The sequence below is a fragment of the Terribacillus sp. DMT04 genome, from assembly GCF_019056395.1.
GTDB classification, from domain to species: Bacteria; Bacillota; Bacilli; order Bacillales; family Amphibacillaceae; genus Terribacillus; species Terribacillus aidingensis_A.
In genome coordinates, this window is record NZ_CP077639.1 from 1,418,489 (window position 1) to 1,434,561 (window position 16,073).

At 44.7% G+C, this 16,073-nt stretch carries 13 protein-coding genes; 12 read left to right on the forward strand and 1 reads right to left on the reverse strand.

Going from position 1 to position 16,073, the window contains the following annotated elements:
* Positions 1-4: 4 nt before the first annotated feature.
* The 12 genes from KS242_RS07625 to KS242_RS07680 all read left to right on the forward strand — a co-directional run bounded on the left by KS242_RS07625 (position 5) and on the right by KS242_RS07680 (position 14,002).
* Positions 5-1,372 carry a solute carrier family 23 protein gene (locus KS242_RS07625; protein WP_217323778.1) on the forward strand — a complete coding sequence of 456 codons (1,368 nt, stop codon included), beginning with the start codon at positions 5-7 and terminating at the stop codon, positions 1,370-1,372.
* Between the two features lie 13 nt (positions 1,373-1,385).
* Complete coding sequence (locus KS242_RS07630) at positions 1,386-2,309, forward strand: aspartate carbamoyltransferase catalytic subunit (RefSeq protein WP_217323779.1); 924 nt, start codon at positions 1,386-1,388, stop codon at positions 2,307-2,309.
* A complete protein-coding gene (locus tag KS242_RS07635) occupies positions 2,269-3,549 on the forward strand; it encodes a dihydroorotase (RefSeq protein WP_217323780.1) in 1,281 nt (426 codons plus the stop codon). Before KS242_RS07630 ends, KS242_RS07635 begins: the two co-directional genes overlap by 41 nt.
* The gene (locus tag KS242_RS07640; RefSeq protein WP_217323781.1) at positions 3,546-4,649 is read left to right on the forward strand and encodes a carbamoyl phosphate synthase small subunit; all 1,104 of its coding nucleotides are present in this window, start codon (positions 3,546-3,548) and stop codon (positions 4,647-4,649) included. The genes KS242_RS07635 and KS242_RS07640 overlap by 4 nt, the downstream gene beginning before the upstream one ends.
* On the forward strand, positions 4,642-7,839 hold the full coding sequence (gene carB, locus KS242_RS07645) for a carbamoyl-phosphate synthase large subunit (RefSeq protein WP_217323782.1): 3,198 nt from the start codon (positions 4,642-4,644) through the stop codon (positions 7,837-7,839). The genes KS242_RS07640 and carB overlap by 8 nt, the downstream gene beginning before the upstream one ends.
* The gene (locus KS242_RS07650) at positions 7,836-8,606 is read left to right on the forward strand and encodes a dihydroorotate dehydrogenase electron transfer subunit (RefSeq protein WP_217323783.1); all 771 of its coding nucleotides are present in this window, start codon (positions 7,836-7,838) and stop codon (positions 8,604-8,606) included. The genes carB and KS242_RS07650 overlap by 4 nt, the downstream gene beginning before the upstream one ends.
* The gene (locus KS242_RS07655) at positions 8,603-9,538 is read left to right on the forward strand and encodes a dihydroorotate dehydrogenase (RefSeq protein ID WP_217323784.1); all 936 of its coding nucleotides are present in this window, start codon (positions 8,603-8,605) and stop codon (positions 9,536-9,538) included. The genes KS242_RS07650 and KS242_RS07655 overlap by 4 nt, the downstream gene beginning before the upstream one ends.
* The gene (pyrF, locus tag KS242_RS07660; protein ID WP_217323785.1) at positions 9,510-10,226 is read left to right on the forward strand and encodes an orotidine-5'-phosphate decarboxylase; all 717 of its coding nucleotides are present in this window, start codon (positions 9,510-9,512) and stop codon (positions 10,224-10,226) included. Before KS242_RS07655 ends, pyrF begins: the two co-directional genes overlap by 29 nt.
* A complete protein-coding gene (pyrE, locus tag KS242_RS07665) occupies positions 10,210-10,821 on the forward strand; it encodes an orotate phosphoribosyltransferase (RefSeq protein ID WP_217323786.1) in 612 nt (203 codons plus the stop codon). The genes pyrF and pyrE overlap by 17 nt, the downstream gene beginning before the upstream one ends.
* A 299-nt stretch (positions 10,822-11,120) precedes the next feature.
* The gene (locus KS242_RS07670) at positions 11,121-11,564 is read left to right on the forward strand and encodes a GNAT family N-acetyltransferase (RefSeq protein WP_217323787.1); all 444 of its coding nucleotides are present in this window, start codon (positions 11,121-11,123) and stop codon (positions 11,562-11,564) included.
* Positions 11,565-11,758: 194 nt separating this feature from the next.
* Positions 11,759-12,256 carry a GNAT family N-acetyltransferase gene (locus KS242_RS07675; RefSeq protein WP_217323788.1) on the forward strand — a complete coding sequence of 166 codons (498 nt, stop codon included), beginning with the start codon at positions 11,759-11,761 and terminating at the stop codon, positions 12,254-12,256.
* A gap of 570 nt (positions 12,257-12,826) precedes the next feature.
* A complete protein-coding gene (locus KS242_RS07680; protein ID WP_217323789.1) occupies positions 12,827-14,002 on the forward strand; it encodes a NupC/NupG family nucleoside CNT transporter in 1,176 nt (391 codons plus the stop codon).
* Positions 14,003-14,059: 57 nt separating this feature from the next.
* Here KS242_RS07680 and KS242_RS07685 read toward each other — a convergent pair whose 3' ends face one another.
* Positions 14,060-15,763, reverse strand: a complete 1,704-nt coding sequence (locus KS242_RS07685; protein WP_217323790.1) for an IS1182 family transposase — start codon at positions 15,761-15,763, stop codon at positions 14,060-14,062.
* Positions 15,764-16,073: the final 310 nt, after the last annotated feature.

Here is a 16,073-nt window from a genome sequence, read left to right on the forward strand (position 1 = left end):
ACAGATGAAACCAGCACTAGCAATACACGACATACCAAAATGGCACCAATGGATAATATTCAGTTTACAGCACTTATTCGCAATGTTCGGCTCGACAATTCTTGTGCCAGCGCTGACAGGCCTTGATCCGGCTGTCGCACTTGTATCCAGCGGGGTTGGAACACTGGCGTTCATCCTTATAACAAGAGGATCCGTACCAGCTTATCTTGGATCCAGTTTTGCTTTCATTTACCCTATCACACAAGCAATTGATGCTTCTGGTATCGGCGGGGCCATGATTGGAAGCTTTTTTGCGGGGCTGGCTTACGGAATCGTAGCCATCGCCATCCGATTTGGCGGGATGAAAGGTATCATCCGGCTGCTGCCGCCAATTGTTGTCGGACCTGTCATTATTGTCATCGGGTTGGCGTTGGCACCAACTGCAGTTGATATGGCAATGAATGCTCCTGATACAGGAGAATACAGCATCAAATACTTCATCGTAGCACTTGTCACATTAGCAATCACAGTAGCAGCTTCTATCTTCCTGCGCGGGTTCCTTGGTCTGATTCCAGTTTTAATCGGAATTGTTGGCGGATATGTTTTCGCTTTAACACAAGGAATTGTGGATACAAGCGGCGTGCAAGCAGCCTGGAACCAAATTGTGACGGCTGATTCTGTTGGAGCTTTCTTTAGCGGCATTTTCCATGTGCCGAACTTCACGGTCCCGTTTGCAGATTACAATGTTGCTGATGTGTTCAGCTGGCAGCTGTTCTTCACCATGGTGCCAATCGCAGTTGTTACTGTATCGGAGCATATTGGACATCAGTTAGCACTATCCAAAATCGTAGATGAAAACATGCTAGTAAAGCCAGGGTTGGACAAATCCATCACTGGAGACGGTGTAGCGACCATGATTGCGTCTATGCTCGGAGGACCGCCCAATACAACTTACGGAGAGAACATCGGTGTACTGGCGATCACGAGAATATTCAGTGTGTATGTTATCGGAGGAACCGCGGTGCTTGCCATCCTGTTCGGCTTCACGGGTATCGTCACTACATTAATTAGTTCTGTGCCTACCGCAGTAATGGGAGGCGTCAGCATTATGCTGTTCGGAATCATCGCAGCCAGCGGTCTTCGGACAATGATTGACAGTCAGCTTGACCTAGGGGATAAGCGCAATCTGATTATCAGTTCGATTATCTTGGTCATCGGAATCGGAGGAGCATTCCTTCGCTTCCAAATTGCTGAACTTGACTTGGAAATCAACAGCATGGCTTTAGCAGCACTAGTTGGAGTCGTTCTGAACTTGGTCTTGCCGGGAAGAGAATCTGGCCTTGGAAATGGCAGTCTGTTCTCTATTGAAGAGCAGAAACAAACATCCAAATAAGGAGGAGAAGGACATGAAGCATTTTGTATCGATGAAGCATCTTAGCGCAGCAGAACTGCTGCAGCTCGTACAGCTCGCTGCAGACATACAGGCACAGGGGGTATCTGCATACAGGCAGCAGCTGTTCGCAGCTAATCTTTTCTTCGAGCCGAGCACACGGACGAAGATGAGCTTTACCGTAGCAGAACGCAAACTCGGATTGGAAGTACTGGATTTCGCTGCAGAAGCATCCAGTGTCACCAAAGGCGAGACCGTTTATGATACTGCGAAGACCCTTCAATCGATCGGCGCTTCAGTCCTTGTCATCCGGCACCCAGAGGAAGGCACAGCTAGTATGCTGGCGGAGAAGCTGGATATACCGGTTATCAATGCTGGTGATGGAAAAGGTGAGCATCCGACACAATGCTTGCTTGATTTGATGACCATCTACCAAGAGTTTGGCCGCTTCGACGGACTCAAAGTCGTGATTGCCGGCGATATACGTCACAGCCGAGTTGCCAGGAGCAATGCAATGGCACTGCAGCAATTGGGGGCGCAGGTCTTTGCAGCAGGCAAACCGGAATGGATGGATGCGTCCATTAACCTTCCAGTACTAAGTATGGATGAGGCGGCAGCGGAATGTGATGTGATGATGCTGCTTCGTATCCAGTTTGAGCGGCATGATAAAAAGGAAGTAGCAGCAGGTTACTTAGAGGAATATGGCTTGACTGTAGCTAGAGAAAAACGGATGCAGCCACACAGCATTATTATGCATCCCGCACCAGTCAACCGAGGTATTGAGATTGATGACAGTCTTGTCGAAGCACCAAGGTCTCGAATATTCCGCCAAATGGAAAATGGCGTTGCAGCAAGAATGGCAGTAATTCTAACTTTATTGGAAGGCAGGGGAATGCAGCATGGCTATAATTTTGACAAACGCGAAGCAGTTAACAGCTGATAACAGCTTGGAAGATGTAATGGTAAAAATCGAGGGTGGCGTAATCAAAGAGATTGCTCCGCATATAGAGACAACGGCAGGTGATCAGCTTGAAGATTTAGAAGGACAACTGATCACAGCCGGTTTTGTAGATGTACACGTCCATTTGCGAGAACCAGGCGCTGAAAGAAAAGAGACGATTGAGACTGGTACAAAAGCAGCAGCAAGAGGCGGTTTCACAACGGTTGCAGCAATGCCTAATTTGCGCCCTGCACCTGATTGCCCAGAGACACTTGCCAGCATACAAGCGAAAAATGAAGAGAGCGGCGTCATTCGTGTGCTTCAGTACGCCAGCATCACCAAGCAGCAGCTGGGCCGGGAGATTGTCGATATGGAAAATATGACAACTGCTTTTGCTTTTACTGATGACGGACTCGGTATCCAGTCTGCCGGTATGATGCTGGAAACGATGCAGCGGGCAGCAAAACTTGGCATCCCGGTCGTTGCACATTGTGAAGATGACAGTCTTGTGCCAGGAGGCGTCATGCATGAAGGAACAGCAAGCAAAAGACTTGGCTTGCCAGGTATTAATAATGTGTCTGAGTCAGTACATATTGCTCGGGATGTTTTACTAGCAGAAGCAGCTGGCTGTCATTACCACATTTGCCACGTCAGCACAAAAGAGTCTGTTCGCGTTATCCGTGATGCGAAACGCGCCGGTATTCGCGTAACAGCAGAAGTAACACCGCATCATTTGCTTTTGACAGATGAAGATATCAAAAGTGATGATGGCAACTATAAGATGAATCCGCCACTCCGATCTGAAGCCGATCGTCAGGCGCTTATCGAAGGCTTGCTGGATGGCACAATCGATATGATTGCAACGGATCATGCACCGCACACAGCAGAGGAGAAGAACGTCAGCATGCTGGATGCATCATTCGGTATCGTTGGATCAGAAACAGCGTTCAGCTTATTGTACACACAATTTGTTGAGACAGACATTTTCACGCTTCGTCAGCTTATCGACTGGCTGACAATCAAGCCAGCAGAAGCATTCAAGCTGCCATACGGGCGCTTTGAGACAGGAGCAGCTGCAGATTTGACTGTACTAAATTTACAAGCAGACGGACTAGTAGATCCGACTTTATTCCAATCAAAAGGAACAAACACACCATTTATCGGCTGGCGTTACACAGGAGAGCCGACAATGACAATTTGCAACGGAGAAATTGTATACAGAAAGGAAGCGGTAAAATGAAGAAACGACAACTTATCCTGGAAGACGGGACTGTATTCAACGGAACAGCATTCGGAAGCGATCAGGCAACAACGGGAGAGATTGTGTTTAATACAGGGATGACAGGCTATCAAGAAATTCTATCGGACCCTTCCTACTTCGGACAAATCGTCACACTGACTTATCCGCTTATCGGCAACTATGGCATCAATAGTGATGACTTTGAAAGCATCCAGCCATCCATCCAAGCACTTGTCGTAAAAGAAGCATGTGCCGCTCCTTCTAATTTCAGGAAGCAGCATACAATAGACAGCTTCCTGAAGTTTCATGAAATTCCTGGAATTGAAGGCATAGATACTCGTAAACTGACAAAAATCATTCGCAAACAAGGTGCGATGAAAGCTAGATTAACAGAAGCAGCCGAAACACGGAAAACAGATGCTGCTTGGGAAGCAATCTCCCTGCCAAACGACCAAGTGCAGCGTATGAGTACAACCAAGCCATATGTCGTTCCGGGCCGCGGTAAACGTATTGTAGTGATGGACTTCGGTATGAAGCATGGTATTTTACGTGAACTTGCAGCACGCGACTGTCATATTACGGTCGTACCTTGGCACTACTCGCCAGAACAAATCCTTCATTTAAATCCTGATGGCGTGATGCTGACGAATGGGCCTGGAGATCCGAAAGACGTGGAAACTGCCATCAAAACCATTCGTGAGCTGATCAGTCAAGTACCTATCTTCGGAATCTGTCTCGGCCACCAGCTAATTGCACTTGCTGCTGGCGCCAATACAGAAAAACTGAAATTCGGCCATCGGGGCTCCAACCACCCTGTCAAAGATTTAAAAACAGGGAAAACCTACCTAACATCTCAAAATCACGGTTATACCGTTACCAAAGAATCACTTTCTTCGACGGAGCTTGAATTAATGCAAGTAGCGTTAAACGACGGTACCGTAGAAGGGATTCAGCACACAAAATACCCAGTCATGAGTGTGCAGTACCACCCAGAAGCTGCTCCGGGACCAGAAGATACCCGACATTTATTCGATGAATTCCTGGACATGACAGAACAAACAACACAACCATCATCCAAGGGGGAAGCTACTTATGCCTAAACGTACTGACATCCAAAAAATCCTTGTTATCGGATCTGGTCCGATCGTCATTGGGCAGGCAGCAGAATTTGATTATTCCGGCACACAGGCTTGCCAAGCACTGCGTGAAGAAGGCTATACGGTCATTCTGGCAAACTCCAACCCAGCCACCATCATGACGGATCACACCGTAGCAGATATTGTCTATATGGAGCCGCTAACGGTCGAATTCCTAAGCAAAATAATTCGTAAAGAACAACCTGATGCACTGCTGCCGACACTTGGCGGTCAAACAGGTTTAAACTTGGCTGTTGCGCTTGATAACTCTGGTATTTTAAAAGAATTTGGGGTTGAGCTGTTAGGAACTTCTTTGGAAGCTATTCAGCAAGCAGAGGATCGGGAGCAATTCCGCGATTTAATGCATCAGCTCGGTGAACCAGTGCCCGAAAGCCAGATTGTCACAACTGTTGAACAAGCTGTAGCTTTTTCTGAGGAGATCGGTTTTCCGCTGATCGTCCGTCCCGCATATACACTTGGCGGCACAGGGGGCGGTATGTGTTATGACTTAGAAGAGTTAAAGACAATCACAAAGAACGGCCTTGCACTTTCTCCCGTCACACAATGTTTGATTGAACGCAATATTGCCGGGTTTAAGGAAATTGAATACGAAGTGATGCGCGACAAAAACGACCAGGCCATTGTCGTTTGTAACATGGAAAACGTGGATCCGGTCGGTATTCATACCGGAGACAGCATCGTTGTTGCGCCATCGCAAACACTAAGCGATCGCGAATACCAGCTGCTTCGAAATGCATCTATCAAAATTATTAAAGCTTTGCAAATTGAAGGCGGCTGTAACGTTCAGCTTGCGCTTGACCCGCACAGCTTTAATTATTACATCATAGAAGTGAACCCGCGCGTCAGCCGCTCTAGTGCGCTCGCTTCCAAAGCAACAGGATATCCAATTGCCAAAATGGCCGCTAAAATCGCAGTTGGTCTGACACTGGATGAAATTAAAAACCCTGTAACAGGTACTACATACGCTTACTTTGAGCCAGCTCTCGATTATGTTGTAGCCAAACTGCCGCGCTTTCCATTTGATAAATTCGTCAGCGGCAATCGCAAGCTCGGCACGCAGATGAAAGCAACAGGAGAAGTGATGGCAATAGGGCGCAATATCGAAGAAGCGCTCCTGAAAGGTGTTCGTTCGCTCGATAATAAAGCAAACGGCCTCGCATCTATTCGTTTGGACCAGATGACAGACGACGAAATGGAGCATCGTCTTGTCAAAGCTGACGATGAGCGCTTATTCATCTTGGCAGAAGCATTCCGCCGCGGCTATTCTGTTGAACAGCTGCACGCACTGACAAGGATTGATTGTTTCTTCCTTTGGAAAATGGAAGCACTTATCAAGATGGAGGCAGACTTACAAGAACAGCCGTGGGAATTGGAGCTGTTACAGGAAGCGAAACAAAAAGGCTTCTCTGACCGTGAAATTGCGCACTGGTGGAATACAAATGAAGACAAAGTTTATCAGTTCCGCATGGAAAATCAGCTAGCACCGGTTTATAAAATGGTGGATACATGTGCAGCCGAATTTGAATCGCAAACACCGTATTTCTACAGCACGTACGAAGAAGAAAATGAATCCATTGTCTCTGATAAAGAAAAAGTAATCGTGCTTGGCTCCGGTCCGATCCGTATCGGCCAAGGAATTGAGTTTGACTACGCCACCGTTCATTCTGTTCTGGCAATCCGGGAAGCAGGCTACGAAGCCATTATTATCAACAGCAACCCAGAAACCGTTTCGACTGATTTCAGTGTTTCCGATAAGCTGTACTTTGAACCGCTAACTTTAGAAGACGTCATGCATGTGGTCAACTTGGAAAATCCGCTGGGCGTAATCGTCCAATTTGGCGGTCAGACAGCAATTAATCTAGCAGAAGGATTGGAGCGCCGCGGCGTGAAAGTGCTAGGAACATCTTTGCAAGCAATTGATGCTGCCGAAGACCGAGATAAGTTTGAAAGATTACTAGACGAACTCAAAGTCGCAAAGCCAGAAGGTGCATCGATCACGAAACTTGAAGATGCAGCAGAAACAGCGGCTGAAATTGGTTATCCGGTACTTGTCCGCCCGTCTTATGTCATCGGCGGCAGCAACATGGAAATCGTCTACAACGAAGCAGAATTACAACATTACATGGAAAAACGGGTTCATGTTCGCCATGATCATCCGGTTCTAATCGACCAATACTTGACTGGCATTGAAGTGGAAGTCGATGCCATCAGTGACGGAGAAACAACGATTATCCCTGGTATTATGGAACATATAGAACGCGCAGGCGTCCATTCAGGAGATTCTATAGCCGTGTACCCGACACAGACAATTACTGAAGAATGCCGCCAGCAATGTATCGACGCAACGATGGAAATAGCGAAAGCACTTGGTGTAAAAGGGCTGATTAACATCCAATTTGTTATCCACAAAGGAAAAGCTTATGTGCTGGAAGTAAACCCTCGAGCAAGCCGTACCATTCCTTTCTTGTCTAAGATTACGCACGTAACGATGGCTAATATTGCGACAAAAGCGATTCTCGGACAGAAGCTGGCTGATATGGGCTACGTGAGCGGCCTGCTGCCAGAACCAGAAGATGTGTTTGTGAAGGTGCCGGTATTCAGCTTTGAGAAGCTGCGCAGTGTGGATACCTTGCTCGGACCAGAAATGAAGTCTACAGGAGAAGCGATTGGTCACGATCGGACACTTGAAAAAGCATTGTACAAAGGACTGCTCGCATCCGGATTGTCTGTGCCGCAGGAAGGAGCAATACTTCTCACAGTAGCAGATAAAGACAAAGCAGAAGCAATGGAAATCGCCAAACTGTTTTATGCACTAGGATTCCAATTATATGCAACAGAAGGAACTAGCTCAGCTGTCGAGGAAGCAGGACTGCCGGTAACAACTGTCGGTAAAGTCGGATCAGCGGAGCAAAATGTCATTAGCATCATTGAGAATGGTGACGTACAATTTGTCGTCAACACACTCACTTCCGGCAAACAGCCGCGTTCTGATGGGTTCCTTATCCGTCGAGAAGCAGTGGAGCACGGACTCGCATGTTTGACAAGCTTGGATACTGCTAAAGCAATTGCCAGCATTATCGAATCCATGACTTTTACTGCCAAACCGGTTGTGGCAGGAGGCGTACTGTCTTGATTCATGAGCAGCTCGAAATTATCAGCAAACGGCCTATTGCCAAAGATACAGTAGAGATGACCTTTCACGGAAGAATGGCCCAGGAGAAAATTCTCCCAGGCCAGTTTCTTCATCTGCTTGTAGGTGAAGGGACGAATCATATGCTTCGTCGTCCAATCAGTATAGCGGGAGTAGATAAACAAGCATCTACAATCACTATTATATTTAAACTGCTTGGAGAAGGAACAAACACATTAGCCAAAGCAGCACCAGGAGATCAGCTGGATGCGCTCGGACCTTGCGGACAAGGCTATCCTGTCGATGATTTGCGATTGGAACAAGCGCTGCTTGTCGGAGGGGGCATTGGGGTACCGCCACTTTACTATTTGGCGCAGTGTCTGAAACAGAAAGGTGTGCACGTCACAATGGTGGCAGGATTTCAGAACAAAGAGCACGTTTTTTATGAGGACCAGTTCCAGACTCTCGGAAACTACTATCTGGCAACAGATGATGGCAGTGCGGGAGTAAAAGGGTTTGTAACGGATATTATAAGTGCTGAAAAGCTGGATTTTGATCAGTACTTTACTTGTGGTCCGACTGGCATGCTAAAAGCTGTATCTACGCAGCTTTCTGATCAGGAAGGGTTTATCTCCATTGAACAGCGAATGGGGTGCGGTATCGGAGCTTGCTTCGCTTGCGTTGTTCCTGCCCCGGATAGTGCAAGTGGGTATAAAAAAATCTGTAAAGACGGTCCTGTTTTCCGAGCAAAGGAGGTTGTGTTGACATGAATCTAGCAGTTCAGCTGCCAGGCTTAGCATTGAAAAATCCGGTTTTGCCAGCTTCCGGCTGCTTTGGCTTTGGCAAAGAATATGCCGAGCTGTATGATTTGAACTTGTTAGGGGCCATAACAATCAAGGCGGCAACTGGCACAGCCAGGTACGGAAATGCAACACCACGTGTAGCCGAAACAGATGCTGGCATGTTGAATGCAATCGGTCTGCAAAATCCAGGCGTGGATCAAATTATGGCACAAGAGCTGCCGTTTCTAGCAAAATATGATACACCTATCATGGCTAATGTAGCAGGAAGCACCATTGAAGAATATGTCGAAGTAGCACAAAAGATCAGCAGACATTCAGTCATTAAAGCAATTGAATTAAATATATCTTGTCCAAATGTAAAAGAAGGCGGCGTGCAATTCGGAACCGATCCAGCGCTGGCTCAGACAGTTACGGCAGCAGTAAAAGATGTTAGTGCGGTTCCTGTATATGTGAAGCTGTCTCCAAATGTCACGGATATCACCGCGATAGCAGCTGCCGCAGAAGCGGGCGGAGCAGATGGCTTATCGTTAATTAACACGCTGACAGGCATGCAAATCAATTTAGCGAGCCAAAAACCGCTGCTTGCGAATAAGATAGGCGGTTTATCAGGACCGGCAGTGAAGCCTGTTGCCATTCGCATGGTCTACCAAGTCCGACAAGTGACGGATTTACCGATCATTGGCATGGGCGGCGTCACAACAGCAGAAGATGTGCTGGAATTCCTGCTTGCTGGTGCCACAGCTGTTGCAGTAGGTACTGCCAATTTCCAGCATCCATTTGTTTGTCCGGAGATTATTCAGCAATTGCCGGGTGTACTGGAGAAATATGGTTTCGCTAGTGCAGAGGATGCAATCGGAAAGGGGCATGAACATGCAGACACCCATTTATCTCGCACTTGATTTTCCGACAGGGAACGAAGCACTGCATTTCCTTGATCAGCATGAACTGGAAGAAGTGCCAGTAAAAGTTGGCATGGAGCTTTTCTACCGCGAAGGGCCGCAAATCATCTACCAATTAAAAGAGAAAAATCATCCAATTTTTCTTGATCTGAAATTGCACGACATTCCGAACACGGTTAAAAGAGCAATGCGTAATCTTGCAGCACTTGATGTTGATATCGTCAATGTGCATGCGCTTGGCGGAGCGAAAATGATAGAGGCGGCAAAAGAAGGATTACATAGCGGAGCAGCAGATGCTGTACCGAAACTGATAAGCGTGACAATGCTGACCTCCATGGATGAGCATACATTCCAAACTGATTTGCAGCAGCCGAAGACATTAGCTGCTTATGCACGTCATTTAGCTGAGCTGTCTAAGCGCGCCGGGGCAGATGGCGTTGTATGTTCTCCGCATGAAGCGGCGAGCATTAAAGCAGTATGCGGTGAAAGCTTTCTTACTGTAACACCTGGCATTCGTTTGGCCGGCTCCGCGCAAAACGACCAACATCGTATTGCTACACCAGCTGCAGCGAAGAAGATGGGTGCCGATTATTTGGTCATCGGCAGAAGTGTAACAACAGCAGATAACCCAAAACAAGCCTACAATCAGGCAGTACAGGAGTGGAAAAACGATGACAACAACAACTAATCTAGCAGAAGCACTGCTTTCTATCGGCGCAATCCAAATTGATCCTTCCAAATCGTTTATCTGGGCAAGCGGGATTCATTCTCCGATCTACTGTGACAATAGACTTACATTGGGTCATCCCGAAGTTCGAAGTGAGATTAGCAGACAGTTTCAAGGTAAACTGGCAGAATCACCGGAAACAGAAATTATTGCTGGCTGTGCTACAGGAGGAATCCCGCACGCAGCCTGGCTTGCGGAAAAAGTGGATTTGCCTATGATTTACGTTCGATCCAGTAAAAAAGGACACGGCAAAGGCAACCAGATTGAAGGAGCAGATGTAGCTGGTAAGCATGTGGTCGTCATTGAAGACCTTATTTCGACAGGCGGTTCCGTTCTGAATACCGTGCAGGCTCTAAAAGAAGCAGGAGCTATCGTTACAAAAGTTTTAGCTATCTTCAGCTACAATTTACAAAAAGCAGATGATAACTTTGCTCAGGCAGATGTTCCGTTTGAAACGTTGACGAACTTTGATTCATTAACAGAAATTCTTGTGGAAAAAGGCACTATAACATCGCAGGATAAGCAGGAACTATTAGAATGGCGCAACACCCTCTAAAATGAACTGGCAGCTTAGCTGTAATATCAAACGTGTAAAGGCTTTAGCTCTGAAAGGTAGGTAGCTAAAGCCTTTTCGCGTTTCTTCATAAAAAAACTAAACTAACATGTTCGCAGCACGTGAAGGCAGCGTTATCGCACAAACACCCATTTCTCACATAAACTAACCACAAGATTCAGGGACAGATCTGTCATTTCACGAGCAGCGTATCAATTTATACAAGCAATTGGCTGTTCTTATGGGTGACAGATATCGTGGCTAAAGATGTTGATGAGAATATAAAGGAGGTGCTTGGTCAGATGTCAATTAGAAGAGCTACGCGTATCGAAACACAAACAATCTGGAATTATTCTTTTACTGTTTTTAATGAAGCAACGATGGGTTATGGCAAACTAACAAGTGATAAGGTACTGCAAATGGCAGCTTCATTTTTGCATAATGGCGGCTATTACCTTGTTCATCATGAAAATGATATGATCCAAGGATGGATTGGGGTGGGAAAAACTGTCGACCATTATAATAATGAAATGGCAGGATTTATATTCGAGATATATGTGCTGCCGCTTTTCCGCAAACGAGGAATAGCTGAAAAGTTATGTGAGGCAGCGTTCCGGCAATTGAGCGCAGAGGGGCTTCATAAAGTTCAATTAAACGTTTTTGCAGGAAACCGAGCAAAACACCTGTATCAAAAACTTGGCTTCCAAGAAGTCTCGTCATTAATGGAAAAAAGAATAAGTTATTAGAGAGAGTTACTCGTTGTCAGCCATCAGTTTCATTCGGTTTAAAGCTGATAGCGCGTGAAATAATTTCATAGAAACATAAACAGACTGAGTGGCTTTCAACTTTTAAAAGGGTGCATCGTTGCATCCTTTTTTGCTTTATAATAGACAAGTAGGAAACGGAAAATCAGTTAATGACAGGGAATGGGGGAGAAGTTATGCAGATTGTCGAGTTAACAGAGATCGGCGGTTATGAAGAAGAATTGGCTAATTTGTTTGAGGAAATAGTGGCGGCAGGGGCTTCTATGAACTATTTGTATCCGATGCAGCATGAAACCGCTCTTGCATATTGGCAACACGTCCTCTCCGAGCATGTACGCTTATTTATTTGCTTACTAGATGGAAAAATAGCAGGTACAGTGCAAGTGCAACTCAGTGATAAGGAAAACGGCCAGCATCGAGCTGAAATTGCCAAGCTTATGACACACCCAGATGCCCAGCGCAAAGGTATTGCAAGAAAGCTGCTGCAGCACGCTGAACAAGCGGCTCGACAGGAAGGGAGAACGCTGCTTTTGCTGGATACAGAGAAAGATGGACCAGCGAATGTGTTATACCAGTCAGAAGGCTATGTGCTATTTGGAGAAGTACCTGCATTCGCACAAGATGCATTCGGTAAGTATAAAGATGGAAACTTTTATTACAAGAAATTGATTTAGTTTGCTAATAATACAAATATTGTTAGGTACTGTCGGATTGGAATAAATGCTAAGCTTAACGTTACAAATAGAAAATTCATACTCAAACGCTGTTAAAGTGGTTATATCAGTTAACTTTTATCTGAACAATACGGTATTTTTAAAGCGTGAAAGTGTACCGTATTGTCCGGTTTTTTAGTACGTTTGAACTGAATTTGCTAGTTTCCTTATGATCATCTCTTCTATTTCTTCACAAACTTCCTCTACTCCCTTTCTAATGTTCAGTATCATACAATATATAGCAATTATAGTTTTTGAAATTGAAATACTTTTATAAAAAATGTTAATAATGCAACTAATAATAAAAGTGTTATCACGAAATATGATATGTGTCATAATAGACGCCAGTACGCAGGAGATACTGTTAACATTTTTATAATCTGCTTATGATAACGGATTTAGGTTAATCCTATTAATAAGTCCAAGTATAGGATCGCAGCTGCAGCAGCAGGATGCGGGTCTATTAACTTTATATTTATAAGCTATGTACAAAAATCCACGGTTGGTTCTGCAAGGTTGGAGGTAAATTGCGTGTCTATTGTTATTGGAGTTTTAGGAATACTTGTTTTAGTCGCTATTGCCTGGGCAATGTCAAACGACAAAAAACATATCAATTATCGCGCAGCTGGTATCATGTTGGCTGTGCAGCTCATATTAGCTTGGTTCTTGCTTAATACGTTAATTGGCAGAACGATCATAAGAAAAATAGTCGAGGTATTCACGAAAGTCCTTTCCTTTGGACACGAAGGCATTTCATTCGTATTCGGTGATTTGTCCACAAAAGGTTATTTCTTCCTGAATGTTCTTATGATGATTATCTTTATATCTGCATTATTGTCTATTTTAACGTATCTTAGAATACTGCCTTTAGCGATTAAGTATGTAGGTGGTTTTGTGTCCAAAATAACGGGACTGCCGAAAGTTGAATCTTTTGTTGCGGTGAATTCTATGATTTTCGGTGATACAACGGCAATCATTTCCGTTAAGTCTCAACTTCATAAGTTGAGCCCAAACCGTTTGTTTATTGTTGCAACATCCTCACTTGTCGCGGTGTCTTGTTCAACTTTAGGAGGGTATTTACAGCTGATACCACCTGAGTATGTGCTTGTCGCATTGCCGATCAATGTATTCTCTGGTTTAATTTTATCTTCCATTGTAGCTCCTGTTCGAAGCGAAGAAGATTATGATATAGATCTAAAAGAGATGAATACAGATAAATCATTTTTTGAAGCTGTTGGAAACGGTACCTTATTAGGTGGTAAAACGGCGTTAATCGTAGGTGCCATGCTGATTACGTATATGGCGTTATTGGCCATGATTAACTATGTGTTTAACGGCTTAGTAGGTATGACATTCCAAGAAATACTTGGGTATATTTTTGCACCTGTGGCATTTATCATGGGGATACCAACTTCTGAAATTGTCAATGCAGGTTCGATTATGGGAACAAAAGTAGCTGCCAATGAATTCGTTGCCATCTCAGATTTCGTTAAGCTTGTCCCTGACATGTCTGACAAAACAGTCGGTATTATTTCAGCTTACTTAATTTCATTTGCAAACTTCTCCTCAATCGGAATGATTTTGGGAACCGTACAAGCAATTGATCAAAAGCAGGCAAGTTTGCTTGCGAAAGTAGGATTGAAGGTATTGTTAGTGGCAACAATGGGGTCGATATTGACTGGTACGATTGTCGGATTGTTTTTATAAACACCAGATTATCTTCTTTCCTAAGTGAACGAAGAAAGAGTCCCATAAATGAACAGTTTAATCAAAAGTACATCGTTTTTTGAATGAGAGCGGGACATAACTCCTCTCTGACACAAAAAAGATCTCGGTCACCAGGAAAATGGTGACCGAGATCTTTTTTGATCTGATATTTTTTGAATTCCTTACTATACTTGCTGATCTGGCGGTGAACTTCCTGATGTTCACCGCCATGAAGGCGAATCCTAATTCGTTTTCCACTTTCTCTTTACTTCGTACCGAGAAACGAGTGAAACACAAATGAGCCTTCAGAAATCCGAAGACTGGCTCGACATCTATTTTACGTTTTCCGTAAATTTTCCCTGTTTCTTTTTCGCTGAGTAATTGCTGGGTATATGCTTTTTGTTTTTCCCATCTTTCGTTGTAATAGATTTTCCGGTTGTTTCCTTCTTTCGCTTTCGTACATTCTGCACGTAAGGGACAAGCAGTACAATCGTCACATTCATACACGCGATAATGACGCTTGAATCCAAATTTGTCGCATCTTTCGGATAGGTACCGAAACGCTAATTTCCGGTTATTCGGGCAAGTGAAAAAGTCGCCTTCGGCATCATAATCCCAGTGAGCTACTTGGTAAGGATCTTGTTTATATTTCTTTTGCTTTTCTTTTCGGTAGTGATTATAGGTGATGAGAGGGATGCGCTTCCGATTATTTACCACATCATCATAATTTTGCTCACTGCCATATCCGGCATCCGCGACAATATAGTCGGGCAGCTCAAAAAAGTCCCGTTCAATCTTATCAAGGAAAGGGATGAAAGTTCGCGTATCCGTAGGATTCGGGAACACATCATAGGCCAGGGCATATTGACCTTCAGTAGCCAGCTGCACATTGTACCCAGGTTTAAGTTGGCCATTTTTCATATAATCATCTTTCATGCGCATAAAAGTGGCACCATGGTCAGTTTTGGAGTAGCTATTTCTGTCTCCGAAGATTTCCATGTCGACCTGATATTTTGATTTCCGTTTAATGAAATCATTGACTTGCTTTCGGTACTGTTTTGGTGCTTTACGTTCGGAACGAAGCTGCTTGCGTTCGGCAGTATCATCACTTGCTTCTATGCGGCGATCGTATTCCTGCACCTTTTCGTCCAGTTTTTCTGCTACTTTTGTTAACTCTTCGCCCGATAGGGCTTCGGGGTTCTCCAGCTCGATTGCGGGGATAATTTCCTGCTCCAACAGTTCTTCATACATCTGAGCCGATCTTTCCACCAATTGCGTACTGTATTTCTCAGTGGACTTCCGCCATACAAAAGTAAACTTGTTGGCATTTGCTTCGATTTTGGTGCCATCAATAAAAATGGCTTCTTCTTCAATGACTTTTTCTTGAACCAGCTGGCTGCGAAATTGGACAAAGCACTGGCGTAAGAGTTCTTTTACGTGAGGGTTCACACGGAATCGGTTGATGGTGCGATAGCTGGGCTGATAATCTTGGGCAAGCCACATCATGCGTACGCTGTCTTGAAGTAATGACTCAATTTTACGGCCCGAGAAAACGGATTGCGTATAGGCACATAAAATAATCTTCATCATCATGCGAGGGTGATAAGCAGGGTGTCCGGTTTCCCGACGGAAACCGTCAAAAGCTTCGTCTGGAATACTTTCTACTAAATGGTTAACGGTAAAAGCAATATCATTTTCAGGTAATTTTCTTTCCAAATCTAGAGGTAAAACGACTTCACACATGGTATAATGTTTAAACATAAGGACCCTCCTCTTTTGTGTTTTGTGTCGTAACTTAATTCTATCAGAGGGGTCCTTTTTTTGCTTCTATAAACAGTAAATTAACGATAAAAAGATGAGGCAGGCATCTCCGAATTCTCGGAGACGCCTGCCTCATTTTAATTTCTCATTTTTTGGGGTTTTGTCCCGCTCTCATTTTTTAATGGGACCGTTAGTCACCGGATAGTGTCAAAAGGGATCTGATCTTAGTGGGGTGGTCTACATCTCAGATTCGTACACAAAAAATCCAAACGACACGGCTGTTAAACGGCGCATCGTTTGGATTTTATAT